The sequence below is a fragment of the Streptomyces sp. NPDC050610 genome (assembly GCF_040654875.1).
GTDB lineage: Bacteria > Actinomycetota > Actinomycetes > Streptomycetales > Streptomycetaceae > Streptomyces.
The window spans coordinates 172,806-196,838 of record NZ_JBFAIV010000017.1 but is presented as its reverse complement, the minus strand read 5'-3'; the positions used below and the strand labels follow the sequence as shown (position 1 = coordinate 196,838).

The 24,033-nt window shown below is 71.9% G+C and carries 23 protein-coding genes and 1 other RNA gene; 9 read left to right on the top strand and 15 right to left on the bottom strand.

The window, feature by feature from the left end; genetic code table 11:
• Nucleotides 1–159 precede the first annotated feature (159 nt).
• The 3 genes from AB0I22_RS22290 to AB0I22_RS22280 form a co-directional block, all read right to left on the bottom strand.
• Nucleotides 160–774 (bottom strand): TetR/AcrR family transcriptional regulator, encoded by a 615-nt coding sequence (locus tag AB0I22_RS22290; protein WP_363132582.1) that lies wholly within the window; start codon nt 772–774, stop codon nt 160–162.
• Nucleotides 774–1,694 carry an oxidoreductase gene (locus AB0I22_RS22285; RefSeq protein WP_363132581.1) on the bottom strand — a complete coding sequence of 307 codons (921 nt, stop codon included), beginning with the start codon at nt 1,692–1,694 and terminating at the stop codon, nt 774–776. The genes AB0I22_RS22290 and AB0I22_RS22285 overlap by 1 nt, the downstream gene beginning before the upstream one ends.
• A 146-nt stretch (nt 1,695–1,840) precedes the next feature.
• Nucleotides 1,841–2,530, bottom strand: coding sequence for a nitroreductase (locus tag AB0I22_RS22280; RefSeq protein WP_363132580.1), 690 nt, complete (start codon nt 2,528–2,530; stop codon nt 1,841–1,843).
• A gap of 100 nt (nt 2,531–2,630) precedes the next feature.
• On the opposite strand from AB0I22_RS22280, the gene AB0I22_RS22275 reads away from it, so the two are divergent.
• Together AB0I22_RS22275 and AB0I22_RS22270 are read left to right on the top strand one after the other, a co-directional pair.
• Entirely contained in the window at nt 2,631–3,266 is a 636-nt protein-coding gene (locus AB0I22_RS22275; protein WP_363132579.1) for a TetR family transcriptional regulator, read from the top strand.
• A 115-nt stretch (nt 3,267–3,381) separates the two neighbouring features.
• Entirely contained in the window at nt 3,382–4,278 is an 897-nt protein-coding gene (locus tag AB0I22_RS22270) for a LysR family transcriptional regulator (protein WP_363132578.1), read from the top strand.
• An 88-nt stretch (nt 4,279–4,366) separates the two neighbouring features.
• Here AB0I22_RS22270 and AB0I22_RS22265 read toward each other — a convergent pair whose 3' ends face one another.
• Nucleotides 4,367–5,200, bottom strand: coding sequence for an SDR family oxidoreductase (locus AB0I22_RS22265; RefSeq protein WP_363132577.1), 834 nt, complete (start codon nt 5,198–5,200; stop codon nt 4,367–4,369).
• 133 nt (nt 5,201–5,333) lie between these two features.
• Between AB0I22_RS22265 and AB0I22_RS22260 the strand changes: the two genes are divergently transcribed.
• A complete protein-coding gene (locus AB0I22_RS22260; RefSeq protein ID WP_363132576.1) occupies nt 5,334–5,756 on the top strand; it encodes a MarR family transcriptional regulator in 423 nt (140 codons plus the stop codon).
• A 1,402-nt stretch (nt 5,757–7,158) separates the two neighbouring features.
• Here the strand turns inward: AB0I22_RS22260 and AB0I22_RS22255 are convergent.
• The 3 genes from AB0I22_RS22255 to rnpB all read right to left on the bottom strand — a co-directional run bounded on the left by AB0I22_RS22255 (nt 7,159) and on the right by rnpB (nt 9,598).
• Nucleotides 7,159–7,902 carry an SDR family oxidoreductase gene (locus AB0I22_RS22255; RefSeq protein WP_363132575.1) on the bottom strand — a complete coding sequence of 248 codons (744 nt, stop codon included), beginning with the start codon at nt 7,900–7,902 and terminating at the stop codon, nt 7,159–7,161.
• A gap of 196 nt (nt 7,903–8,098) precedes the next feature.
• Nucleotides 8,099–8,878 (bottom strand): oxidoreductase, encoded by a 780-nt coding sequence (locus tag AB0I22_RS22250; RefSeq protein ID WP_363132574.1) that lies wholly within the window; start codon nt 8,876–8,878, stop codon nt 8,099–8,101.
• A 316-nt stretch (nt 8,879–9,194) separates the two neighbouring features.
• Nucleotides 9,195–9,598, bottom strand: an RNA gene (gene rnpB, locus AB0I22_RS22245) — RNase P RNA component class A.
• Nucleotides 9,599–9,686: 88 nt separating this feature from the next.
• Between rnpB and AB0I22_RS22240 the strand changes: the two genes are divergently transcribed.
• The gene (locus AB0I22_RS22240) at nt 9,687–10,517 is read left to right on the top strand and encodes a MerR family transcriptional regulator (protein WP_363132573.1); all 831 of its coding nucleotides are present in this window, start codon (nt 9,687–9,689) and stop codon (nt 10,515–10,517) included.
• The gene (locus tag AB0I22_RS22235; protein ID WP_363132572.1) at nt 10,514–11,116 is read left to right on the top strand and encodes a hypothetical protein; all 603 of its coding nucleotides are present in this window, start codon (nt 10,514–10,516) and stop codon (nt 11,114–11,116) included. Before AB0I22_RS22240 ends, AB0I22_RS22235 begins: the two co-directional genes overlap by 4 nt.
• A 17-nt stretch (nt 11,117–11,133) precedes the next feature.
• On the opposite strand, the gene AB0I22_RS22230 is transcribed toward AB0I22_RS22235, so the two are convergent.
• Entirely contained in the window at nt 11,134–12,585 is a 1,452-nt protein-coding gene (locus AB0I22_RS22230) for an RNB domain-containing ribonuclease (protein ID WP_363132571.1), read from the bottom strand.
• A 221-nt stretch (nt 12,586–12,806) separates the two neighbouring features.
• Here AB0I22_RS22230 and yaaA point away from each other — a divergent pair, with 221 nt between their 5' ends.
• Both yaaA and AB0I22_RS22220 read left to right on the top strand, forming a co-directional pair.
• Nucleotides 12,807–13,604: a peroxide stress protein YaaA gene (yaaA, locus tag AB0I22_RS22225; RefSeq protein ID WP_363132570.1), complete on the top strand. Its 798-nt coding sequence runs from the start codon at nt 12,807–12,809 to the stop codon at nt 13,602–13,604.
• A 69-nt stretch (nt 13,605–13,673) separates the two neighbouring features.
• Entirely contained in the window at nt 13,674–14,318 is a 645-nt protein-coding gene (locus AB0I22_RS22220) for a bifunctional 4-hydroxy-2-oxoglutarate aldolase/2-dehydro-3-deoxy-phosphogluconate aldolase (protein ID WP_363132569.1), read from the top strand.
• Between the two features lie 670 nt (nt 14,319–14,988).
• On the opposite strand, the gene AB0I22_RS22215 is transcribed toward AB0I22_RS22220, so the two are convergent.
• From AB0I22_RS22215 to AB0I22_RS22200, 4 genes are all read right to left on the bottom strand, one after another.
• Complete coding sequence (locus AB0I22_RS22215) at nt 14,989–16,155, bottom strand: bifunctional RNase H/acid phosphatase (protein ID WP_363132568.1); 1,167 nt, start codon at nt 16,153–16,155, stop codon at nt 14,989–14,991.
• Nucleotides 16,156–16,899, bottom strand: coding sequence for a C4-type zinc ribbon domain-containing protein (locus AB0I22_RS22210; protein WP_363132593.1), 744 nt, complete (start codon nt 16,897–16,899; stop codon nt 16,156–16,158).
• A 13-nt stretch (nt 16,900–16,912) separates the two neighbouring features.
• Complete coding sequence (locus AB0I22_RS22205) at nt 16,913–17,752, bottom strand: Nif3-like dinuclear metal center hexameric protein (RefSeq protein ID WP_363132567.1); 840 nt, start codon at nt 17,750–17,752, stop codon at nt 16,913–16,915.
• A gap of 101 nt (nt 17,753–17,853) precedes the next feature.
• A complete protein-coding gene (locus AB0I22_RS22200; protein ID WP_363132566.1) occupies nt 17,854–18,891 on the bottom strand; it encodes an iron-siderophore ABC transporter substrate-binding protein in 1,038 nt (345 codons plus the stop codon).
• A gap of 201 nt (nt 18,892–19,092) precedes the next feature.
• Here AB0I22_RS22200 and AB0I22_RS22195 point away from each other — a divergent pair, with 201 nt between their 5' ends.
• Nucleotides 19,093–20,343, top strand: a complete 1,251-nt coding sequence (locus AB0I22_RS22195; RefSeq protein WP_363132565.1) for a hypothetical protein — start codon at nt 19,093–19,095, stop codon at nt 20,341–20,343.
• A 326-nt stretch (nt 20,344–20,669) separates the two neighbouring features.
• Nucleotides 20,670–20,846: a hypothetical protein gene (locus AB0I22_RS22190; RefSeq protein ID WP_363132564.1), complete on the top strand. Its 177-nt coding sequence runs from the start codon at nt 20,670–20,672 to the stop codon at nt 20,844–20,846.
• 100 nt (nt 20,847–20,946) lie between these two features.
• On the opposite strand, the gene AB0I22_RS22185 is transcribed toward AB0I22_RS22190, so the two are convergent.
• From AB0I22_RS22185 to AB0I22_RS22175, 3 genes are all read right to left on the bottom strand, one after another.
• Nucleotides 20,947–21,885, bottom strand: coding sequence for a 3-oxoacyl-ACP reductase (locus AB0I22_RS22185; RefSeq protein ID WP_363132563.1), 939 nt, complete (start codon nt 21,883–21,885; stop codon nt 20,947–20,949).
• A 56-nt stretch (nt 21,886–21,941) separates the two neighbouring features.
• Nucleotides 21,942–23,018: a Zn-dependent alcohol dehydrogenase gene (locus tag AB0I22_RS22180; RefSeq protein WP_363132562.1), complete on the bottom strand. Its 1,077-nt coding sequence runs from the start codon at nt 23,016–23,018 to the stop codon at nt 21,942–21,944.
• A 77-nt stretch (nt 23,019–23,095) separates the two neighbouring features.
• Nucleotides 23,096–23,950, bottom strand: a complete 855-nt coding sequence (locus AB0I22_RS22175) for a MaoC/PaaZ C-terminal domain-containing protein (RefSeq protein ID WP_363132561.1) — start codon at nt 23,948–23,950, stop codon at nt 23,096–23,098.
• Between the last annotated feature and the right edge of the window lie 83 nt (nt 23,951–24,033).

Here is a 24,033-nt window from a genome sequence, read left to right as displayed (position 1 = left end):
TTGTTGTTTTTAGGGTGTGAGTTTTCACTTCCGGCATCCCGGGGTTGGGGGGGGGGTGGGGGCCGGGGGTGCCCGGCGGGCGGCCGGGGCCGCGCGGCCCCGGCAGCGCGGGTCACCTCTTCAGCGGCTTCGGTCATCGGGGAGATGTCCGCTTCAGGTTCAATCGGTCAGGCCGGCGCTGGTCAGCCAGATGTGTTCGCAGGTCGAAGACGCCTTCTGCAACGCCTCTCGGGACTCCTGCGAGGCGTGGTAGAAGGTCCGCTCGATCATCCAGCACAGGGCGCGGGCCATCGCCGAGGCCTGCTGCGGTCCGCTGCCGGACCGGACGCCGGCTCGTTCCAGAACGGCGGTGATGGCCGCGATGAACAAGTCGGCCGTACGGTCCCACAGCTCGCCGATCTCCGGCACGGTCAACGACAGGTCGATCGCCGTGCGCATGACCAGCCCGTGCTCGTTCCACAGCTCGACCGTGCGCCGCATGGCCGCCGCGACGGCCTGGCGCGGCTCTTCGGTCCGCGCGGTGACCCTCGACCGTTCCCACAGGTGCTCGACGGTCCGGGCCACGAGCGCCGCGACCACTTCCTGTTTGGAGCCGAAGTAGAAGTACAGGGCGCCGCGGGTGATGCCGGCGCCCTGGGCGATGTCGCCGACGGTCATGGCGTCGTAGCCCTTGTCCGCCAGCAGGGCCTCGCAGGTGTCGAGGATGGCCCGCTCGCGGACGTCGCCCTTGCGTTCGGCGGCGCGTCGGCTCCGCGCGGGGTGGTGGCCGGGCATCAGAGCTGAGCACCCTCGGCGAAGTCGGTCGTACGGGACAGCGCCTCCCACGCGCGGATGTCCTCGTCCACGGCCGTACGGGCGGTGCCGACCAGCCGCAGCGCGTCCGAGCCCAGGATGAGGTGGGCCGGGGGCTGGTCCACCGACGCGATGCGCACGACGGCCTCCCCGGCCTTGACCGGGTCGCCCAGCTGGTTCCCGCTGGCCTTCTGCCGCCCCTCGCGGATGGGCGTGAACAGCTCGTCGTAGTCGTCGATGGACCGCTCCGCGCGGGTCATGGACCGTCCGGCCCAGTCGGTGCGGAAGGAGCCGGGCTCGATCGCCGTCACGTGAATCCCGAACTGCGCGACCTCCTTGCCCAGCGCCTCCAGGATGCCTTCGAGGGCGAACTTGCTTCCGCAGTACGCGGACATGCCGGGTACGGCCATGAGCCCGCCCATGGAGGTGACGGCCATCAGGTGCCCGCGGCGGCGCTCGCGCATGTGGGGCAGCGCGGCCCGCAGGGTGGCCGCCGCCCCGAACACGTTGACCTCGAACTGCCGCCGCACCTCGGCCAGGGGCGTCTCCTCGAAGGTGCCCTCCAGGCCGTAGCCCGCGTTGGCGATGACGACGTCCAGGGGACCGACGCTCCGCTCCACCTCGGTGATCACACTCGCCACCGCGTCGTCGTCCGTCACGTCCAGGATGCGGCCGAGGGCGCGGCCGGGCTCCGGTTCTGCGACGGCCCTCAAGCCTTCGACAGCCCCCAGTTGCTCGGCAGTCCCCAGCTCCTCCGAGGCCCCCAGCTCTTCGAAGGCCCGCAGGTCGTTCTCCGAGCGGACCGTGCCGACGACGGTGTGCCCGGCGGCCAGGGCGGCTTGGGCGAAGGCACGTCCGAGGCCGGTGCTGACGCCGGTGATGAGCCAGTTCTGCTTGCGCACTGCTGCTCCTTGGATAGATCCGGAGACAGATCCGGATGAGGACTCGCGAGGGGCGCTGGACTGCCCCCTCACCCGGAAAGTCTACACAGTGTCGATTTTTATCGTCGGCCTGTTGGTTTTCTGCCGCTCAGGCGAACCCGCACCGGCTAGCCGTGGAAGGTCGCGACCGTTTCGAGTGCGGCCCGCTCGGCAGTGACGTGGTTCACCGGGGCGGCCTCGTCGGCGTAGCCGAAGGAGATCCCTACGAGCAACTTTCCTTCCGGCACCGACAGTTCGGAGCGAACCGTGTCGGCGTAGAAACTCAGCAGCCCCTGCGGGCAGCTCGCCACGCCATACGCGGCCATCGCCAGGAGCAGCGTCTGCATATAGGCCCCGACGTCGGCGGCCAGCCGGGCCCCGCCGTTCCCGGTGACGAACAGGAACGCGGCGTGCGGCGCACCGTAGAAGCCCAGGCTCTCCGCGTCGTAGGCCGCCCGCGCCTCGCGGTCCTCGGGACCGATGCCCAGCGCTCCGTACAGCTGGGCGCCGAACTCCGCCCGGCGCGTCTGGTGCACCGGCGCGTACATGTCCTCGGAGTACGGAAAGTCGACCGAAGTGCGGCGTTCAGCATGGGCCGCCCGCAAGGCGCCCGCCAGCCGCTCGCGCGGAGCGCCGCTCACCACCTCCACCCGCCACGGCTGGGCGTTGGAGTTGGACGGCGCGGCGCCGGCCAGCGAGAAGATCGCCCGCATCGTGTCATCGGGCACCGCGTCCGGGCGGAAGGCGCGGGTCGCGCGACGGCCGCGTATCAGCTTCTCCGCGCCGCCGCTCAGCTCGGTGGGAATCGACAGATTCATGGGCGCTCCTCGAAGGCGAATGAAGTAAACGGGAGCGTTTACATCGCTGGACCCTAACAGCCTTTTCCCGCCGAAGTAAACGCAGCCGTACACTTGCGGCATGAGTGCGACGACGGCGAATGCGGAAGCGGAAGCGGGAGCGGGATCTCAAAGCAAGGGGCGAGGGCAGGGCCGGGGCCGAGGTGCGCGGGAGCGCGTCCTGGCCGCCGCCGCTCGGCTGTTCGCGGCCCAGGGGATCAACGCGACCGGCATGGAGCAGATCGCGGAGGCCGCGCCGGTGTCCAAGCGCACGCTCTACGCGCACTTCCGGACCAAGAACGACCTGGTCATCGCCCACCTCCAGGGCCTCTCCGCATCCGGAGTCACGCTGGAAACCGTGCTGACCCGCGAGGACGTCTCTCCGCTGGAGCGCGTACTCGGGCTGTTCGACCAGCCCGCGCCGGACGCGGCGCCGGTGCGCGGCTGCCCGTTCATCGACGCCGCGGCGGAGTTCCCCGACCCGGAGAGCGCGGTCCACTCGTACGCCCGCGAGCAGAAACTGCGGATGGTGCGGCTCGTCACCGCACTGGTCACAGAACTGGGCTGCCGCGAACCCGCCGCACTCGCCGAACAGCTGGTCACCCTCGCGGACGGGGCGGCCAGCCGCGCCATGGTGCTGGACGAAGCGGACTACGGCCGCCACGCACGTAAAGCAGCCGAGATCCTGCTGGCGCACGCCCTGTCGGACGCGGCCTGACATGGCCCGTCACGGCCTGTCACGGTCTGTCACGGCCTGAGACGGCCTGAGACCGAAGGCGCCGATCCCGGCCACTTACCATTGCGCCAACTACGCAGGGAGAGAACGGAAGCCCATGAGCCTTCGTCAGTACGAGTACGCCCTGGCCGTCGCCCAGGAAGGCTCGGTGACCGCGGCGGCGGAGCTGCTGCACGTCGCCCAGCCGTCGATGTCCCAGCAGATCCGCGGCCTGGAGCGGGACCTCGGCGTGCAACTCTTCACGCGCACGCCGACCGGGCTCGTGCCCACCGTGGTCGGCCGCGCGTTCCTCCGGGAGGCCGAGGTCGCCGTGAGCGCGTCGCGGCGGGCGCGGGCGACGGCACGGGCCGGCGCCGAAGACCTGGTGGGCGAACTGGTCGTCGCGGCGCAGATGGGCTTCGGCACCCGGCAACTGCCGGGCGCGCTCAGCGCCCTGCGCCGCCGCTACCCGCGGCTGGAGATCAGCGTCTTCGAGGAGCCCAGCTCCGCCGAACTGGAACAGCTGTGCCGCCGGGGCGTGCTCGACCTCGCCCTGATGGCGGCGTGCGAGCGGAGCCCTTCCGACGCCCACCACCTCGGCGACGAGGAGTTCGTCGTGGTACTGGGCTCCGGGCACCCGCTGCTCGCCGCGGACCGGGTCGAACTGCGCGAGCTGGAGGGCGAGCCGTGGGTCCGGTTCGACCGCGACAGCGCACTCGACGCCGTACTCCTGAACGTACTGCGGGACAACGGCCTGGCCCCGGCCACGGCAGCCCGCGTCTCCCAGACCGCGACGGCCGCCCGCTGGGCCGCCCAAGGACTCGGAGTGACGCTCGTACCGGCCTCCGCGGTGCCCCCGGCCCACGAACACCTCGTACGCCCGGTGTCCCCCGCCGTGTCCCAGCCCGTCATCGCCGTCCTCCGGCAGGCCGCGGGCCCGGCGGAGACGGCCCTGCACGAACTTCTGCGCCAGGAGAGCTGGCACAAGTCCGCCGAGTTCACACCGGTGCCCTGAGGGCTGAGAAGCGGAACCCTTGAGGCCCTAGTTGTTCTGTCCACGATCAACGGGGGACGGGGCGAGGGACGGGGCGGCGGATGACCGGTCACGGCCGCGCCGGGGACGCCGGAGTGTCGAGGTCATGGGCGCGGTGGAGCCCCAGGGCCCGGTTCAACCGCCCAGTCGTACGCGTCACCGTGGTACGGGGCAGCAGCCGCCCCACCCAGGTGGTCACGCGCATGATCACGCGGCCCGGGTAGGCGTTGACGGCGCCCTTGGCATAGGCGTCGAGGGTCTTGGCCGCGACGCGTTCGGGCGAATCGGTGTACGCGGGGTTCATCGTGGCGGTGGTGTGGTCGAAGAACCCCGTGGCCGTGGCTCCGGGGTGGGCCGCCATGACCCGCACCCCGCTCCCGCGCAGCTCCTCGGCGAGCGCTTCGGTGAACGACAGCACGAACGCCTTCGTCGCCGCGTAGGCCGCCTGGTACGGCATGGACTGGAACGCCGCCGTGGACCCCACGTTGATGATGCCGCCGCTCCCCCTGGCGGCCATGCGGCGGCCCAGCACGTGGGTCAGGTTCATCAGGGCGACGACGTTCAGCTCGACCGAAGCGACGTTGCGGTCGGGCGCGGAGTCGAGGAAGGGGCCGACCGTGCCGGCGCCGGCGTTGTTGACCAACAGGTCGACGACGCGGCCCCGCCGGTCCAGCTCGGCGATCAGCCGGGACGCCCCGTCGGCGGCGGCGAGGTCGACCGCCTCCGTCTCGACCTCGACGCCGTGCTCCCGCCGGATGTCGTCGGCGACCCGGTCCAACGCCTCCCCGGACCGGGCTACGAGCACCAAGTCGGCGCCGCGCCGGGCGAGTTCGCGGGCGTACGCCTCGCCCAGACCTTTCGAGGCACCGGTGACGAGGGCGGTGCTGCCGGAGTAGGCGCCCATGCGCTTTCCCCTTCCTGTTCCTGTGCGACCGGCCGCCGTCGGAGCGCGCCGGAGCAACCCGAAGTACTTCGAGACTCGAAGCGTAGCGACCGTAACAGCTTCGAGCCTCGAAGCACAGTGCTAGCCTTCGACCATGGAGAACCAGTCGCTGGAATCGGTCGTACGCGCCAACCACGAACTCTTCATGCGCACCACCGACCGCCTCGCCCAGCCCCTGGACGAACTCGGCCTCACCCACGCGACGGCCCAAGCCCTCTGGTGCATCGAGCCGAACGAACCCGCCCCGTCCATGAAGGCCCTGGCCGGCCGCCTCTTCTGCAACGCCCCCAACCTCAACTTCGTCATCAACCAACTCATCGACCGCGGCCTGGTCGAACGCGGCACAGACCCCACCGACCGACGCATCCGAGTAGCCGTCCTCACCCCGCGAGGCCGCGAGGTCCGCGAACGCGTCGTACAACTGACGCTCGCCCAGAGCCCTTTCGCCACATGCGACCCGGAGGACTTGGCCCAACTGGCGGAGATCTTGCGGCGCGCGCTCGGTGGGGTGAGGTAGGGGGCGGGCTGGTGGGCGGGCGGATTGGTTCGCCGGCTGGTGGGTTGGTCGGCTGGTCGGTTGGTCGGTTGGTCGCATGGGACGACATTGCGGCTGGCGGAGCGTGGGATTGCTCGTCGGCCCTTCCGTACTCCGCTGCGCTTCGCTGCGGCTGTTGCTGGGTGGGGCGGTATTGCGTCCGGCCGGGTGCTTGTTTCGTCTCGGACCCTCCGGGTCCAAGGCGCTGGCGGCGGGAGGGGAGGGGGCCGGGCTGCTCTCGGCTTGCTGACTGCGACCCGGGATTGTAGCTGGGGTCAGGGAAGGCTCGCTGCGCTTTGCCGCTGGTTGCTGCCGCGATGGGGCTAATACGGGGGGCGTCGGGCGCGGGCGAGAGTGCGTCTCGGCCTGTGATCCGCAGAAGGCAATGGGAGGGAGCGCGGCTCCAAGCGCTGCCGCGTGGGGCGGTATTGGGGGTGGGTGGGTGCTTGTTTCGTCTCGGACCCTCCGGGTCCAAGGCGCTAGCAGCGGGAGGGGAGGGGGCCGGGCTGCTGTCGGTTGGCTGACTGCGGGTGGGTTCTCGGCTGGGGTCAGGGATGGCTCGCTGCGCTTTGCCTGCTGGTTGCTGCCGCGATGGGGTTGGTGCAGGGGTCTTCGGGTGCGGGTGGGTTTGTGGCTTGGGCCTGTGATCCACGACAGTTGGCAGGGGGTGTGGCTCGCTGCGCTGCGCCTGGTCGTGGTTGCTGCCCGAGGAGGGTTTCCGCACCCGGAGCAGGGGGCTGAGGGTGCGGAAACCGCCCTCCGACGCCCGCGTGCCCGATATGCCCGGCCTGGCAGGTTGAATGGGCAACCGGTTGGGGTTTCCATCCGATTTCGCGCCCGTTATGGCGCTTTTGTCTGACGGAAACTCCTACCTACCTGCTAGTAGCCAACGAGGCCCCTCCACGAGGCAGCGGCCGACCGCGCAGCGCAGCGGAGCCCTCCCTGACCTCACCCCAGGACCGGGCGACGGGCAGCGAACCAGCCCAGGCCACCCGCTCCCCACCCCTGCCGGATCATTGGGCCGCAACCCACCCCCACCCCCCACCCGAAAGCCCTACCGCGACCACTTCGCGGCAGCAACCAGCGGTGAAGCGCAGCGAGCCTTCTCTGACCTCAGCCACGCACACGGCGACGGGCCGCGAACCGAGAGCAGCCCGGCCCCCTCCCCTCCCGCTGCTGGCGCCTTGGACCCGGAGGGTCCGAGACGAAACAAGCACCCACCCACCCCCAATACCGCCCCACCCAGCAACGCCTGCAACCCCAGCCCCCACACCAACCGATAGGCGGCGAACCAGCACGTACCCCCGGCCAAGGCCGCAGACCGCAGGCCGCAGACCGCAGCCGTCGTCCGTCACCTGAAGGCGGGGCACCCGACCACTCGCCCTTAGAAGACGGCGCCCCCGGCATCGACGTCGAGTGTGGTGCCGGTGATGTAGCTGGCGCGCGGAGAGGCGAGGAAGCAGATCGCCTCGGCGATCTCCTCCGACTTGGCCGTTCGCTGGAGCCCCAAGGTCTTGGCCACGCCCTCGTTGCCCTCCTCACCCCATTCGGCCAGCACGCCTTCGGTACGGGTCGGCCCCGGGGAGACGCTGTTGACTCGTACGCCGCCGGCGGCGAACTCCGCCGCCCACGTGCGGGTCAGCGAGGACAGCGCGGCCTTGGACGCGCTGTAGACCGAGGCGTTCGGGAAGCCCTTGGACGCCGCGAGCGAGGTGACGTTGACGATGCTGCCCTCGCCCTTTTCGAGCATGTGCGGTACGAGCGCGGCGACCAGGAAGTACGCGCCCCGCACATTGGTGTTGAAGACCCGTTCGTAGCCCTCCACGCTCTGTTCGACGGTGAGCGAGGTGGGGAAGGCGCCCGCGTTGTTGACGAGGATGTCGACCGGACCGCTCCGGCGGGCCAGTTCGGCGACCGAGTCCGAGTCGGCCATGTCGGCCGGGAGGAACCGGACCACGCCCTCCTCCCCTGCCGCATGCTCGGCGTTCTTGCCGCGTTGGACGTCGCGGCCGGTGATGACGACCTCGGCGCCCGCGCGGGCCAGCATGCGGGCGGTTGCCAGACCGATGCCGGAGGTGCCGCCGGTGACCAGCGTGGTCTTGCCTTGTAGTTCCAGCCCCTGGGACATTTCTCGTTGCCTTTCCTGATGCTGCTTTGTCAGTGCGGTGGGTCACCGTCAGCGGGCGCCGGTCATCCACATTCCGTCTCGGCGCGAACAGTCACCGATCGCACGCCCAGCGAGAGCGCCCCTCACAGGGACACGCCGGGATGAATTTCACGAAATCGAAGCGCTACGAAATCGACGCTCCGGAATTCCTTCGGCATCAGCCCCTGGGGAATTCTCCGCCGTCCACGACGATATTGCTCCCGGTCAGCCAGCCCGCCCGTTCCGTCGTGAGGAACAGCACCGCGTTGGCGATGTCGTCGGGCAGTCCGTCGCGCCCCAGCGGCGGGGCGGTGTTGTCCTGGCCGGGCCCCTCGGTCAGGAGCGCCCACTGTTCCCGCGTCGCTTCGCCGCCGGGGGTGGCGGTCCTGCCGGGGGACACGGTGTTGACCCGGATTCCGGACGGGGCCAGCTCCGCGGCCAGTCCCCGGCTGTAGTTCTCCAGCGCCGCCTTCGCCGTGGCGTAGTGCAGGAACGGCGGTGCCACGGTGGGGACCGCGGCCGAGGAGATGTGCACGATCGCCCCCGAACCCCGCCCCCGCATCCCCGGCGCCAGCAGCGCGTCAAGCCGCACGGCCGCCAGGAAGTTCAGGTTCAGCGCCTCTTGCCACGCCTCGTCGGGAATGGCCAGAGCCCCCTTGTACGGCTTCGCCCCGCCCGCGTTGTGGACCAGGATGTCCACCGCGCCGAGCTTCTCCTGCGCGGCCAGCGCGAGTGCTTCCGCGCCGGCCCGCGTCTGCACGTCGGCCGCCACGAAGGAGGCCCCTTCCGGCACCGTGCTCGTCGCCGACCGCGCGGTCGTGAGTACCTCGGCGCCCGCGTCCAGGAGCTGGCGCACGATGGCCGCTCCGATTCCGCGGGAACCACCCGTGACCACGGCCCGCTTCCCCGCGAGTTCCCGGATTCCTCGCGTTCCCGAACCATTCTCGATCGTGGTCATGCCACCGGCCCTCTCAACAATAGATTCAATACGTTCATCGAAGTATTCGTCGCCCGCTCGACAGAAAAGAATCGACCGCGACCTGATCGCGAATCTTTGGAGAAATCGCGACGCACACCTCATCGAGCTGTTTCACAGTACGATCGGAAAACAACGAGAGGCAAAGACGAAAAGTCAGCAGCCGCTATAGGGAAGTCCTATGCCCCACCGGTAGACGGCATGCAGCGGGCGGCAAAAACAAAGCCCCTGGCCCGCCATCCCAGTGGATCAGCGGGCCAGGGGCCATGTGCAAGCAGGCCGGCGAACCGGTAGGCGGCGGACGAGTCGGCCTGTACGCCGGGTTCTGTCTCCCTGGGGCCTTGCGGCCCCGGGGGAGGCGGCCATCCATCTAGGTCTGCCGTTGCCGACAGACTCGTGCGGTCTACCCGCGGACTCGGGCCGGCTGCCCTCGAACGTCCGCGCAGGGCCGTCAGCCGACGGCCCCTCTTGACCTTGCTCCGGGTGGGGTTTACCTAGCCCTCCGAGTCGCCTCGGAGGCTGGTGGTCTCTTACACCACCGTTTCACCCTTACCGGAAGCCTCGCGGCCCCCGGCGGTCTGTTTTCTGTGGCACTGTCCCGCGGGTCACCCCGGGTGGGCGTTACCCACCACCCTGCCTTGTGGAGCCCGGACGTTCCTCGGGAGGATCCGAAGATCCTCACGCGGCCGCCCGGCCGGCTCGTCCGCCGTGCCGCCCATGCTACCTGGCCTGCCACGGAAGGCCCGACAAGGCTTGACCTTGCCGCGACGGCAACGTTTCTACTGGTCCCATGAGAATCGGAGAGCTCGCCGCGCTGGCGGCCGTCAGCCCCCGGACCGTACGCCATTACCACCACCTCGGGCTGCTCCCCGAGCCGCCGCGGCTCGCCAACGGCTACCGCGCGTACGGGCTCCGGGACGCCGTCGCCCTGACGCGCGTACGCCGCCTGACCGATCTGGGCCTGAGCCTGGACGAGGTACGGGACGTGCTCGCCGACGGTTCCGGGCGCGAGCTGCGCGAGGTGCTGGGCGAGCTGGACGCGGACCTCGCCCGCCAGGAGGCGGCGGTCCGTGAGCGGCGGGCGCGGGTGGCGGTGCTGCTGCGCCAGGCCGAGGAGGGGGCCCTGACCGCCGAGGGGCCGGTCTCCGCCGAACTCGCCGCGCTCTACGCCGAGATGGCCCGGGTCGGCGCCGCGCGCCCCGGCCCGGAGCCCGCCACCGCCGCCAAGGAACGGGAGTTGCTGGCCCTGCTGGAGACCGCCGCCGCGCCCGAGGACCGCGAGCGGCTCGTGGCGCTGCTGCGGTCGACGGCGGCCGAGCCGGGGGCGATGGAGCGCGCGTACGAGGTGTACGCGCTCCTCGACACCCTCGCGGACGCGGACCCCGCCGACCCCCGCGTGGACGAGGCCGCCCGACTGCTCGCCGACTGCCTGCCGCCCGGCGTGGCGGCAGAAATCGCCGCAGAGGCCGAAGCGGGAGTGGGGGTGGGAGTGGGAGAGAACGCTCAGGACGGCTTCGTAGGCGTGCTGTTCTCCGACTTCTCCCCCGCCCAGGCCGCCGCCGTACGCGGCGCGATGCGGCTGCTCGTTTCCCGCGCCCAGGCTGGAGGCGACCCTCGATGAGCGCCCTGCGCAAGGCCCGCCTCGTAGCGGCGCATGAAGGACGCACAGCCGTCAGCCTCGGGCTGTGGGCAGCCAGGCGGCGGGACGGGGTCGGCGGCAGCGCTGAAGGGTTCGGGTACGCCCGAGCTCAAGCCTCCATGCTCTACTCCCTCGTCTTCGTCGCCGTCGTCGAGACGGCCGGGCTCGCCGTACTGCTCTCCGGCTTTCCCGTCGCGCACCTCATCACGCTGGTCATCGACCTGTACGGCGTGCTGTTCGTGCTCGGCCTGCACGCCGCCGCCGTCACCCGCCCGCACACCGTCGGCCCCGCCGGACTGCGCGTCCGGGCCGCCGCCCGGATCGATCTACGGGTCGCCCCCGAACTCATCGCCTCCGTACGCCGCGACGTCCGCTTCCCCGCCGCCAAGGCCCCCGACGACGTGCTGGAACTGCCCATCGCCGGGCAGACCTCCGTCACCGTGGAGCTGACCGAGCCGGTCGGCTACCGCACACTCCTCGGCGCGCCGCGCCAGGCCCGTACGATCCGCTGCCACGCCGACGACCCCACCGCGCTGGTCACGGCGGTACGGGCGCTGCTACCGGCACCGGAACCAGCCTGAGCGGCCCCCCGCACCCCTCACACCGGCGCGAACCGCACCTTCCGCCGCCCCGGCTCCGCCTCCGTCAGCCGTACCCGCAGCCGGTGCCCGAGCGGGAGCGGCGGCGCGTCCGGGGCGCCGTCGACGCGGCCGATGACCGCCGGTTCGTAGAGGTGGACCGTGCCGGAGGACGGCCGCTTCGGCTGTACGTCCACCACGTACGCGTCGAAGATCTCGCCGACCCGGCCCCGCAGCGACGCCGCCTCCACCAGGTCCACGCTCTCCCGCTCGGCCTGGTTCGCCCGCCGGGAACCGCCCTCCATCTCCCCCGGCAGCGCGTCGAGCGCCTCGCGCGCCCACTCGGGCGGCTCGATTCCCGCGGCCCCCGCCAGGCACAGCTCGCCCGCGTAGCGGTCGACGAGGCGGCGCAGCGGGGCGGTGCAGTGCGTGTACGGGGCGGCGACCGCGGCGTGTACGGCCTCGGCGGGCTGTGGGGCCTCGCCCTCGAAGAGGGTGTAGCCGGCGCCGCGCAACAGGGCGGTGCATTCCTGGAGGAAGGCGGCGTGGTTAATGCGGCGCGCGTCGAGGGAGCGGATGACCTGCGCGTACGGCATGCCGTCGGGCCAGTCGACGCCGAGCGCGCGGGCGACGTGGCGCAGCCGGGCGGCGGCGCTCTCGGGGGCGGCCGGGAGGGTGCGCAGGATGCCGGTGCCCGTGCGGAGCATGAGGTCCGCGGCGGCCATGCCGGTCATCAGGGAGATCTGGGCGTTCCAGCCGTCGGCGGGCAGCGGGGCGCGGTATTCGAGCGCGTAGCTGTCGCCGCGCTCGACGATCTCCTGCTCGGGGACGTGCAGGGAGATGCCGCCGCGTTCGCGTTCGAGCTCCTCGCGGAGCAGGCCGATCTCGCGGAGGAGGGAGAGCGGTTCCTCGGCGGTACGGGAGTCGATGGCGCGCTGTACGCCCGCGTAGTCGAGCTTGGCGCGGCTGCGGACGAGGGCGCGGCGCACGTCGGTCCGTACGACCTGGCCGGACGGGTCGAGGTCGAGCTGCCACAGGAGTGCGGGCCGGTCCTGGTCGGGCAGCAGGCTGGCGGCGGCCTCGCCGAGGACGGCGGGGTGCAGGGGTACGCGCTCGTCGGGGAAGTAGAGGGTCATGACGCGGCGGTGGGCCTCGGCGTCGAGGGCGCGGCCGGGGGTGACGAAGGCGGCGACGTCGGCGATGGCGTAGTGCACGCGGTAGCCGCCGCCGTCGCGGCGGGCGAGGAACATGGCCTGGTCGAGGTCCATCGAATCGGGCGGGTCGATGGTGAAGAGCGGCAGGTCGGTGGCGTCGTGGTCGGGCAGGCGGGGGCTTTTGGCGGCCTGTTCGGCCTCGTCGAGGACGGCCGGTTCGAACGCCTCGGGAAGCTCCATCTTCGTGCGCAACTCGCACAGCGCGGCCCGCAGGGGGGCGCCGTCCGTGTCGGTCACATGCATATGGCGGCGGGGCATGGCACCGAGCGTAGGACGGCGCGCGGCGCGCGGCACGGTGACTGTCGCGTACGGGCGTGGGGCGGCCGTCGTCGCGTACGGGCGTGGGGGCTCCCCGGCTACGGGCGTGGGGACTCCCCCGCGTACGGGCGTGGGCGGGCGTCCGGGGCGAGTGCGGCCGGGCAGGATTTAAGCTGCCTCGGGGTCGCCCCGTCCCGTACCACCGCCTGAAGGAGATCGTCGTGCTCGTGCTGCTGCCGCCGTCGGAGGGGAAGGCCGCCGGTGGTTCCGGGGCCCCGCTGGACCTGGCGGCGCTGTCGCTCCCGGAGCTGACGGCCGCGCGCGGGGCCGTACTCGACGAACTTGTGAACCTGTGCGCGGGCGACGAGGAGAAGGCCGCGCGGGTACTGGGGCTGAGCGACGGGCTGCGCGGCGAGATCGCGAAGAACGCGGCGCTGCGGGAGGCCGGGACGCGGCCGGCCGGTGAGATCTATACGGGCGTGCTGTACGACGCGCTGGGCCTGGCGACCTTGGACGCGGCGGCCCGGCGGCGCGCGGAGCGGTCGCTGCTGGTCTTCTCCGGGCTGTGGGGCGCGGTGCGGATCGGCGACCGCATCCCCTCCTACCGCTGCTCGATGGGGGTGAAGCTGCCGGGGACGGGGGCGCTCGGCGCGTACTGGCGGGGGCCGATGGCCGACGTGCTGCCGGCGGCGGCCGGGGACGGGCTGGTGCTGGATCTGCGCTCGGCGGCGTACGCGTCGGCGTGGAAGCCGAAGGGCGAGGTCGCGGAGCGTACGGCGACGGTGCGGGTGCTCCAGTCGAAGATGGTGGCCGGGGTGGAGAAGCGGTCCGTGGTGAGCCACTTCAATAAGGCGACGAAGGGGCGGCTGGTGCGCGATCTGCTGGTGAGCGGCGCGGCGCCGGGCGGGCCGGAGGAACTGGTGGGGACGGTGCGCGAACTGGGGTACACGGTGGAGGCCGAGGCGCCCGCGAAGGCGGGCCGCCCGTGGGCGCTGGATGTGATCGTGACGGAGCTCTGACCACCCCCTATCATTGCACCATGCGCAACGCTCGTTGCGCACAATGAGGTACGCGCGCAGGATGGTGCCGTGACCAGTGCTGCCGCCGCTACCCCGGCCCCCGCTTCCGTACTCGACCTGGCCCCCGTCATCCCCGTCGTCGTCCTGGACGACGCGGCCGACGCCGTGCCACTCGCCCGCGCCCTCGTCGCGGGCGGCCTGCCCGCGATCGAGGTGACCCTGCGCACGGAGGCCGCACTCGACGCGATACGCGCGATAGCGGCCGAGGTACCGGAGGCGATGGTGGGCGCGGGTACGGTCCTGAACCCCGCCCACGTGGACGCCGCCGTGGAGGCGGGCTCCCGCTTTCTGGTGAGTCCTGGATGGACGCCGAACCTGGTGGAGGCGATGCGGGCGTCCGGCGTCCCCTTCCTCCCGGGGGTCTCGACCACCTCGGAGGTGGTGACCCTGCTGGAGCACGGCATCACCGAGATGAAGTTCTTCCCGGCCGAGGCCGCAGGCGGCACCGCCTACCTCAAATCCCTCGCCTCGCCCCTCCCCCAGGCCCGCTTCTGCCCGACCGGCGGCATCGGCCTCACCAACGCCCCCGCCTACCTGGCCCTCCCCAACGTCGGCTGCGTAGGCGGCACCTGGATGCTCCCGGCCGACGCGCTCCGCGCGAAGGACTGGGCCCGCGTCGAAAACCTGGCCCGCGAGGCCGCGACGCTGCGCTGAACAAGAGCCGAACGACGACGGGCCCGAAAGAGACGCCGGGCAGCCGTACGACGACGGGAGGGGGCGGGCCGCGACGGGGGCATCTCAGGGCGTAAAGCGAAGCAGCCCGGAGATCCCCCGTCGCGGCCCGCCCCCGCACCACAACGCACGCCGCACCAGCCCACGGGGGCTCAGCTCACCGCAGGTGAAACGCCCCGCAGGGGCAGCCGCGGCGGCACGACGCAAAGCACCCCGCACCGCAGGGGCTCAGCCCACCGCAGGTGAAGCGCCCCGCAGGGGCAGCCCACCGCAGGTGAAACACCCCACAGGGGCAGCCGCGGCGGCACGACGCAAAGCACCTCGCACCGCAGGAGCCCAGCCCACCGCAGGTGAAGCACCCCGCAGGGGCAGCCCACCGCAGGTGAAACGCCCCGCAGGGGCAAGCGCGGCGGCACGACGCAAAGCACCTCACACCGCAGGAGCCCAGCCCACCGCAGGTGTACCGCCCCGCAGGGGCTCAGCCCACCGCAGGTGTACCGCCCCGCAGGGGCTCAGCCCACCGCAGGTGAAACGCCCCGCAGGGACAGCCGCGACGGCACGACGCAAAGCCCCCCGCACCGCAGGAGCCCAGCCCACCGCAGGTGACCGGCACCGCAGAAGCCCAGCCCACCGCAGGTGACCGGCACCAAGCTCACCGCAGGTGACTGGTGTCGTTCAGGAGGCGGACCGACGCGTTCCCATCCCCGTAATACGCCACCGCCGACAGCGACGCCGCCGACAGTTCCATCCGGAACAGCGACTCCGGCGGCGCGCCCAGCGCGAGCCGTACCAGCGTCTTGATCGGCGTCACGTGGGTGACCAGCAGGACCGTGCGCCCCGCGTACCGGGTGATGAGCTTGTCGCGCGACAGCGCGACGCGACGGGCGACGGCGGCGAAGCTCTCGCCGCCCCCCGTGGGAGCGGCCTTGGTGGAGGCGAGCCAGGCGTCGAGGTCGTCCGGGTGACGTTCGCGCACTTCGGCGAAGGTGAGGCCATCCCAGGCGCCGAAGTCGGTCTCGCGCAGGCCGTCGTCGATATGGACGTCGAGGCCGAGCCGCGCGGCGACCGTCTCGGCCGTCTGCCGGCAGCGGCGCAGCGGGGAGCTGACGACGGCCTGTACGGTGCCGCGCGCGGCGAGCGCGGCGGCGGTGGAATCCGCCTGGCGGCGGCCGGCGGCAGAGAGTTCGGGGTCGTCGCCGCCGCTCCCGGAGAACCGCTTCTGCGGGGTGAGGGCCGTCTCTCCGTGCCGCAGCAGGACGAACGTGGCGGGCTGCCCGAGGTCGGCGGGGGCGGCCCAGCCGACGGGCGCGGCCACGGGCTCGGCCTCCTCGTCCAGAGAGGCAAGGGACTCGGCGGAGCCGCGTGAGGACACTGCCGCCGACGAGCCGGCCGCGCTCCACTGCTTCCCCGCCTTGCCCGCGTCCATGGCCTCGTTCGCGAGACGGTCCGCGTGCTTGTTCTTCTCGCGCGGAATCCACTCGTACGTCACCTGAGACGGCGGGAGGACCGCACTCGCCTCGGCCGCCAGCGGCTTCATATCAGGGTGCTTGATCTTCCAGCGGCCCGACATCTGCTCGACGACCAGCTTGGAGTCCATCCGGACGGCGACCGTGGCCTCCGGGTCGAGGGCCTTGGCCGCGCGCAGCCCGGCGATCAGACCTTTGTACTCCGCGACATTGTTGGTGGCCGTGCCGATGTACTCGGCGGCCTCCGCGAGCGCCTCGCCCGTCGCCGGGTCGAGGACCACCGCTCCATAGCCCGCGGGCCCCGGGTTGCCCCGGGACCCGCCGTCGGCCTCGACGATGAAGCGATTCGCCACTTACAGCCCCGAGTCGGCGGTGCGGACCAGGATGCGGCGGCAGTTCTCGCACCGTACGACCTCGTCGGCGGCGGCGGCCCGTACGTCGTTCACCTCGGTGATGTTGAGCTCCAGGCGGCAGCCCTCGCAGCGGCGCTGGAAGAGCTTGGCCGCGCCGACGCCGCCCTGCTGCGCGCGCAGCTTGTCGTAGAGCTTCAGCAGGTCGGCGGGGATGGACGCGGCGACGACCTCGCGCTCCTTGGTGACCGTCGCCACCTCGCCGTCGATCTCCTCGAAGGCGGCGTCCCGGCGCGCGGTGGCGTCGTTGACCTTGGCCTGCACGGACTCCACGCGGGCGGTCAGTTCGCCGACCCGCTCCTGCGCGGACTCGCGGCGCTCCATGACCTCCAGGACGACGTCCTCCAGGTCGCCCTGGCGCTTGGCGAGGGAGACGATCTCGCGCTGGAGGTTCTCCAGGTCCTTCGGCGAGGTGATGGCGCCGGAGTCGAGGCGCTGCTGGTCGCGGGCGGCGCGCTGGCGCACCTGGTCCACGTCCTGCTCGGCCTTGGTCTGCTCGCGGTCGGTGTCGCTCTCCTCGGTCTGCGATGCGACGAGGAGGTCCCGGTGCTGGGCGAGGTCGGCCTCCAGGGCCTGGATCTCGGCGTGCTCGGGCAGCGACTTGCGCTTGTGCGCGAGCTGCGAGAGGCGGAGGTCGAGGGCCTGGACGTCGAGGAGGCGGATCTGGTCGGCGGGCGCGGCGTTCAGTGGAAGCTCCTGGTTATTCGTTGGGTGACGAGGACGCCGCGTGGGCGGTCCAAGGGTCGGTGACCGTGCGGGAGACGTGGGTGCGCAGGCCCCAGCCGTGGCGGTCGGAGATCTCGTCGAGCTGGGCCGCGGCCTGCTCGGTCCAGGGCCACTCGGTGGCCCAGTGGGCGGCGTCGACCAGGACCAGCGGGCTGTGCTGCTGGGCCTCGGAGGCCGGGTGGTGGCGCAGGTCCGCGGTGACGTAGGCGTCGACGCCGGCGGCCCGTACCTCGTCGAAGAGGGAGTCGCCGGAGCCGCCGCAGACGGCGACCGTGCGGATAGTGCGCTCCGGGTCGCCCGCGACGCGGATGCCCTGGGCGGTGCCGGGGAGCCGGGCGGCGGCGCGGGCTGCGAACTCGCTCGCCGTCTCGGGCTGGTCGAGCTCGCAGATCCGGCCGAGCCCGCGGCGGCCCGCGGCGTCGTCGGCGTCGGGCACGAGCGGGCCCGTGACCCGCAGGTCGAGGGCGCCGGCGAGGGCGTCGGAGACGCCGGGGTCGGCGCGGTCGGCGTTGGTGTGGGCGACGTGCAGGGCGATGTCGTTCTTGATCAGCGTGTGCACGACGCGCCCCTTGAACGTGTCCGCGGCCACCGTCGTCGTGCCGCGCAGGTAGAGCGGGTGGTGGGTCACGAGCAGGTCGGCCCCGAGCTTCACGGCCTCGTCGACGACTTCCTGTACGGGGTCGACGGCGAAGAGCACGCGGCGTACGGCGGCATCGGGGTCGCCGCAGACCGTGCCGACGGCGTCCCACTGCTCGGCCCGCTCCGGGGGCCACAGGGCGTCGAGGGCGGCGAGGACTTCAGACAGTGCGGGCACGGATGGAAGGTTACCTCCCACCCGTGCCCGTATGCCCGGCCGTGCGGGACGGCTCTACGCGGCCGGGGACGGGCGGTCCTACGCGATCAGTACGAGGGGTCCTACTTGACCAGGTAGCCGCGGAGATCGTCGAGGACGGAGTCGGCGGCCGTGACGCCGAGGCCCAGGAACCAGGTCTCGTCCTTCACGTTCTTCGCGTGGCCGTCCTTGACCGCCTTGAGGTTCTTCCACAGGGGGTTGCCCTGGGCCGCGTCCTGCTTGGTGGCCTTGGGGTCGCCGTAGACGCCGGTGAAGATCCAGTCGGCGTCGGCCTTGTTGATGTTCTCCGGGCTGATCTGCACGGCGAGGTCGTCGACCTGCTGGTTCGCGGGCCGGGGCAGGCCCGCGTCCTTGAGGATGGTGCCGATGAACGACTGCTGCGCGTACAGCCGCGTGAACTGCGGCATGTAGCGGAGCATGCTGATCGTCGGCTTCTTCGCGCCCTTCGCGCCGATGTCGTCGCCCAGCTTCTTGGCCTTGGCCTCGTACGCGGCGAGGTTCTTCTTCGCGTCGGCGGTCTTGTCCAGGGCCGCGGCGTTGAGGAGGTAGTTCTCCTTCCACGTGAAGCCGGGGCGGATGGAGAAGACGGTGGGGGCGATCTTCGCGAGGTCCTTGTAGTTCTTCTCGGCGCGCAGCTTGCTGCCGAGGATCAGGTCCGGGTGGAGCGCGTTGATCGCTTCGAGGTTGAGGTTGTTGATGGTGCCGATGTTCTTGGGGTCGCCGGCGTTCTTGAGGTAGCCGGGGATGCCCTGGCTGCCCTCGGTGGGCGCGTAGCCGACCGGCTTCATGCCGAGCGAGACCACGTTGTCGAGCTCGCCGACGTCGAGGACGACGACCCGCTTGGGCGCGGCCTTCAGCTCCGTCGTGCCGAGCGCGTGCTTGATGGTCCGCGGGAACTGGCCGGGCTTCGCGTCCGTGCCCATCTTCGCCGTCTGCTCGGCGGCCTTCCCGAAGTCCTTGCCGCCCTGGGCGACGGCCTTCGAGCCGTTGCCGCCGTCCTTGCCGGCCTTGCCGTCGTCCGAGGAGCCGCAGGCCGCGAGCGAGAGCGCGGCGACCGCGGAGAGGGCGACGGCGGCGGCGCCGCGACGGCGTATGGGCATGACGTGCTCCTGTACGGATCTGGATCTAATGCGCCCACTTAGGCACGCCTTACCTTAAACGCGGGCCTCGACAGCAGCACAGTCGCCCCCCACCTCTCAGGCAAATCGGTCGAGAGACACCCTTATGTGTGAATCGGTTCAACTCACGTCCTTCGCCAGGAAGTGCGAAAACTACCTTCTGTGACGGAGGTGACTTCACTGATGACGGCCTGTGCATACGAGACCGCCACAACCAGCAGCACACCGGGCCGCCCGGGGCTGACGATCGCCGCGGACGGCTCGTACGCGGCCCGCCTCACGCTCGGCGGTCCGGCGGGCACGGTGGGCGGCTGGTTCCCGGAGCGGTGGACGCTGACGGGACCCGAGCCGTACGCCGTACCGCTCCCCGGCGACCAGCCCGAGGAGCCCGACAGCGAGGTGCTGCCGCTCGCCGACGGGCGGGTGCTGATCCGCCGCCGCGTCGCCGAACGGCACACGCTCACGCTGCTCTACCCGACCGGGCCCGGCACCGGCGAGGTGCCGCTCGGCGCCGTCGAATGCGAGCGGCTGACCCTGCTGCCACCCGCGCCCGACGGCTCGTCCGTGTTCGCGCTCGCCCCCGGCCGGCACGGCACCGATCTGTGGCTGGTGCACGGCGGCGCCTTCGGCCCCGAGCACGTCGCCGAGGTCCCCGGCCGCTGTACGGGCGGCGGCTGGCTGGACCGTACGGGCCGGCTGCTCGCCCTCGACCAGGAGCTGGAGGGCCGGACGAAGGCGGTCGTCGTCGATCTGGAACGGGGCGGCGAGACGAGTCCGCTGCTTCAGATCACGCGGGAGAGCGACGACCGGCTGCTGTTCGCGGACCCGGACAGCGGTCTGCTGCTCGTACGGTCCGACGCCCCCGGCGAGCAGCGGCTGGGCTGGGGCGTCCTCGGCTCCACGCTCCCGGTGCGGTTCCCGGAGAGCCTGCGGGTGCCGGGCGGGACGGCGACGCCCTTCGCGGTGCAGCCCGGCCAGTCGCTGACGCCGGAGGCGTGCGCGGTGGCGTTCCGGATCGACAGCACCCACGGCAGCGGGGCGGTCGGGCCGTGGATCGGCGTGTGGCGGCCGATGGGACGGCAGTTGCAGCAGTTCCCGGCGCCGATGGGGTGGCTGACGGGCGCGGGCCTGTGGACGCCGGGCGGCCGGCTGCTGCTGCCGTACGCGACGCCGCAGGTGCCGTGCGGGGTGGCGCGGCTGCTGCTGCCGGAGCCGGGGGCGGAGCCGCGGCGCGGGGCTCCGGAGTCCGGGGCCCAGACGCAGGCGCAGGCGCGGGAGCACGAGCGGACCACGGAACAGGAACAACAGGGACAAGGGCAGGCCGCGGAACAGGATTGGGCCTTCGCCCAAGAGGCCGTCCGGAGCGAACCGCTGCCGCCGGAGGCTCCCCGTCCGGTGCCGCTGCAACAGGCGCCGCTGGCGCAGGCGCACTGAAGGACGCTCAGGGCAGGGGCGCAGCCGAATCGGCCGCTCCTGCCCAACGCCCGCGGGTGCACGGCCCTTCGCAGCTGTGCTGCTGCAACAGGCGCGAAAGGCGACCCCGCCGCTCCGTACGGGCCGAGGGACCCCGGTCCGCAGGCCGCTTGGCGGGGTTCAGTAGACTGGCGCGGGGGCCACGCGGCAGTGCCGGGCGGGACCGTTTAAGGTTTCCGAACGGCCGTGCGTGGAAGGCGTGTTGACGTCTGATTTGCGCCGTACGCGACTGCGACGGCCCCCGACGCGCACAGCACGCAGCGAGATTCAACGGAGTGACGTCCCACATGCCCGAAGCCCGTATCGACACGACCGAGGCGCGCCCCCGCGAGGCGTCCGCCCAGGCCGCAGCCGCTGGCTCCGGCGCCGGCAAGCACCGCGGTCCCGCACTGCCGGAGGATTCCCCGGCACCTGTCCATGGAAAGCACCGCCGCCAAGAGGACGCTGCCGCCCAGCAGTCCTGAAGCGGCGACTGACGCGTCCGCACCGGCCAGTGGCCGCCCCGGGGTCACCACCCCGCGGCGGCCACTGGCGCGTGTGCCCGTACCGGCCGTATCAGCCGCCTCAGCCGCCGTGTTTGAGGCCCAGCACCTCCACGGCCGCGAACGTCTCGTTCGGCGGGCGCCCCTCGTAGTACGGGGTCAGCAGCTCGTCCAGCTCCGCCGCGCTGAAGCGGTCCTTCCCGGTGTCGAACTTGGCCGCCACCTTGGGCCGTTCGAGTACCGCCACCATCCCGCCGTGCACGACGAAGACCTGGCCGTTGACGCGTTCGGCCGCCGGTGAGGCGAGGTAGCCGACGAGCGGCGAGACGTGCTCGGGGGCGAGCGCGTCGAGGTCGCCGTCCCCGGGCACCTCGAACCCGGCGAAGACGTCCTCGGTCATCCGGGTGCGGGCGCGCGGGCAGATCACGTTGGCGGTGACGCCGTACTTGCCGAGAGCGGCGGCGCTCGACGTGGTGAGGCCGACGATGCCGCCCTTGGCCGCCGCGTAGTTGGGCTGCCCGGCCGAGCCCGCGAGGAACGCCTCGGAGGACGTGTTGACGATCCGTCCGTAGACCGGCCCGCCCGTCGCCTTGGACCGCTCGCGCCAGTGGACGGAGGCGAAGTGCACGGTGTTGAAGTGGCCCTTGAGGTGGACGCGGATGACGGTGTCCCACTCCTCCTCGCTCATCGAGAAGATCATCCGGTCCCGCAGGATGCCCGCGTTGTTGACGAGGATGTCGAGCTGTCCGTACGTGTCGACAGCCAGCTGTACGAGCGCCCGCGCGTCCTCGAAGTCGGCCACGTCGCCGAGATGGGCCGTGGCCTGGCCGCCCGCGGCGCGGATCTCCTCGACGACTTCCTCGGCGGGTGCGGCCGACGCCTCGCCGGAGCCGTCGCGGCCGGGCCGCCCGAGGTCGTTGACGACGACGTTGGCGCCCAGCCGCGCCAGTTCGAGCGCCTCGGCGCGGCCGAGGCCGCGGCCGGCGCCGGTGACGACGGCCGTCCTGCCCTGGAGTGACATGTGCGTCTCCTAGCGTTCGGAGTGGGCTCGGTGAGCTACATGGGCTCGGTGCGGGTTCACAGTTCGATGCAGGTGCGCAGCGCCTCGCCCGTACGCATCTGGTCGAGCGCGTCATTGATCTCGGTGAGCCGCACCCGGTGGGTGATCAGCCCTTCGAGGTCGATGCGGCCCGCGCGCCACAGCGCGATCGACCGCTCGTAGGACCGCAGCACGTCGCCGCCGCCGTACAGGGAGGGCAGGATCTTCTTCTCGTCGAAGAACAGCTCGAACATGTTGACCTGGAAGATGTCGTCCATCGCACCCGCCCCGACGACGCACAGGGTGCCGCCGCGCCGGGTGTTCTCGTACGCGGTGCGGGCGGTGGCGGACTTGCCGACGACCTCGAAGACGTAGTCGAAGCCCTCGCCGCCGGTGATCCGGGCTTTGGCGTCGGCGAGCCCGTCCGGCGCCACCGCCTCCGTCGCCCCGAACCGCAGTGCGGCCTCGCGCCGGGAGGCGACCGGGTCGACGGCGACGATCTGCGCGGCGCCGCTGGCCCGCGCGCCCTGGATGACGGAGAGGCCGACGCCGCCGCAGCCGATCACGGCGACCGACGAGGCGGCCTCGACCTTCGCGGTGTTGAAGACGGCCCCGAGGCCGGTGGTCACGCCGCAGCCGATGAGCGCCGCTATCTCGTACGGCACGTCGTCGGGGATCGGCACGGCGCAGCCGGCTCCGACCACGACCTCCTCGGTGAAGGTGCCGGTGCCGGCGAAGCCGAAGACGTCGCCGCCGGGGCGCTTGAAGTTGGGGGTGCCCGCGTTCATGAAGCCGGTCAGGCAGAGCTGGCTCTGGCCGCGCTTGCAGGACGGGCACGCGCCGCAGGCGGGCAGCCAGCAGACCAGTACGCGGTCCCCCTGGGCGAGCCCGCTGACGCCGTCGCCGACGTCGAGGATCTCGCCCGCGCCCTCGTGGCCGGGAACGAAGGGGGCGGGCTGCGGCAGCACGCCGCTCATCGCGGACACGTCGGAGTGGCAGAGCCCGGTGGCCTTGATGCGGATCTTGACCTTGCCGGGGCCGAACCCCACCGTCTCGACGTCGTCGAAGACCTCCAGTTTGTCCTGTCCGATCTCCTGCTGCACGGCTGCGCGCATGGTGCGGCTCCTTACATGGGGTGCGTACGGATGCGGATGGTCGCCGGGCGTTCTCCGTGAAGGCGGCCCGTTCGGCGTTACGCGTACTCGACGACGGTGTCCGCGAGGACCGGCGCGTCGTCCCGCTCGGCGGCGGTGACCGACACCTGGACCCGGCCGTCCTCCCGCCACATGCGGACGCGCAGGGTCTCGCCGGGGAGGACGACGCCGGTGAAGCGCGCGGAGTACGAGCGCACGCGCGCGACGTCACCGCCGAGGACGGTGTCCACGACGGCCTTGAGGGCGACGCCGTAGGTGCAGAGCCCGTGCAGGATCGGCTTGTCGAACCCGGCGAGCTTGGCGAACTCGGGGTCGGCGTGCAGCGGGTTCCAGTCGCCGGAGAGGCGGTAGAGGAGGGCCTGGTCCTCGCGGATGGCGCGCTCGACGGTGTGGTCGGGCGCGCGGTCGGGGAGTTCGAGGCGGCTGGAGGGGCCGCGTTCGCCGCCGAAGCCGCCCTCCCCGCGGACGAAGATCTGGGTGTCGGAGGTCCAGAGCGGCCCGTCGGCGTCGGCGACCTCGGAGCGCAGCACGATGACGGCGGCCTTCCCCTTGTCGTAGACGGCGGGGACGGTGGAGGTCTGGGTGGCCGTGCCCTGGACGGGGATCGGGCGGTGCAGCTCGATCCGCTGGCTGCCGTGCAGGACGGCGGCGAGGTCGACGTCGATGCCGGGGGCGTCGAGGCCGCCGACGACGGCCATGCCGGCGCCCGCGACGGTCGCGAAGCTGGGGAGCACGTGGAGTTTGCTCTCCAGGGTGTAGCGGAGTTCGTCGGGGTCGGTGGCGGGGCGGCCCGCGCCGATGCCCAGGTGGTAGAGCTGGACGTCCTTGTGGTCCCAGGTGAGATCGGTACTGCGGGGCTCGGCCGAGGTGGCCTTCGCGGCATCGATGGGCATGGGGTACTGCTCCTTCGCCACGTGGCGGCGGTTCGTGGACGGCGGCGGTTCGTGGTGATTCGTGGACGGCAGTGGTTCGCGGT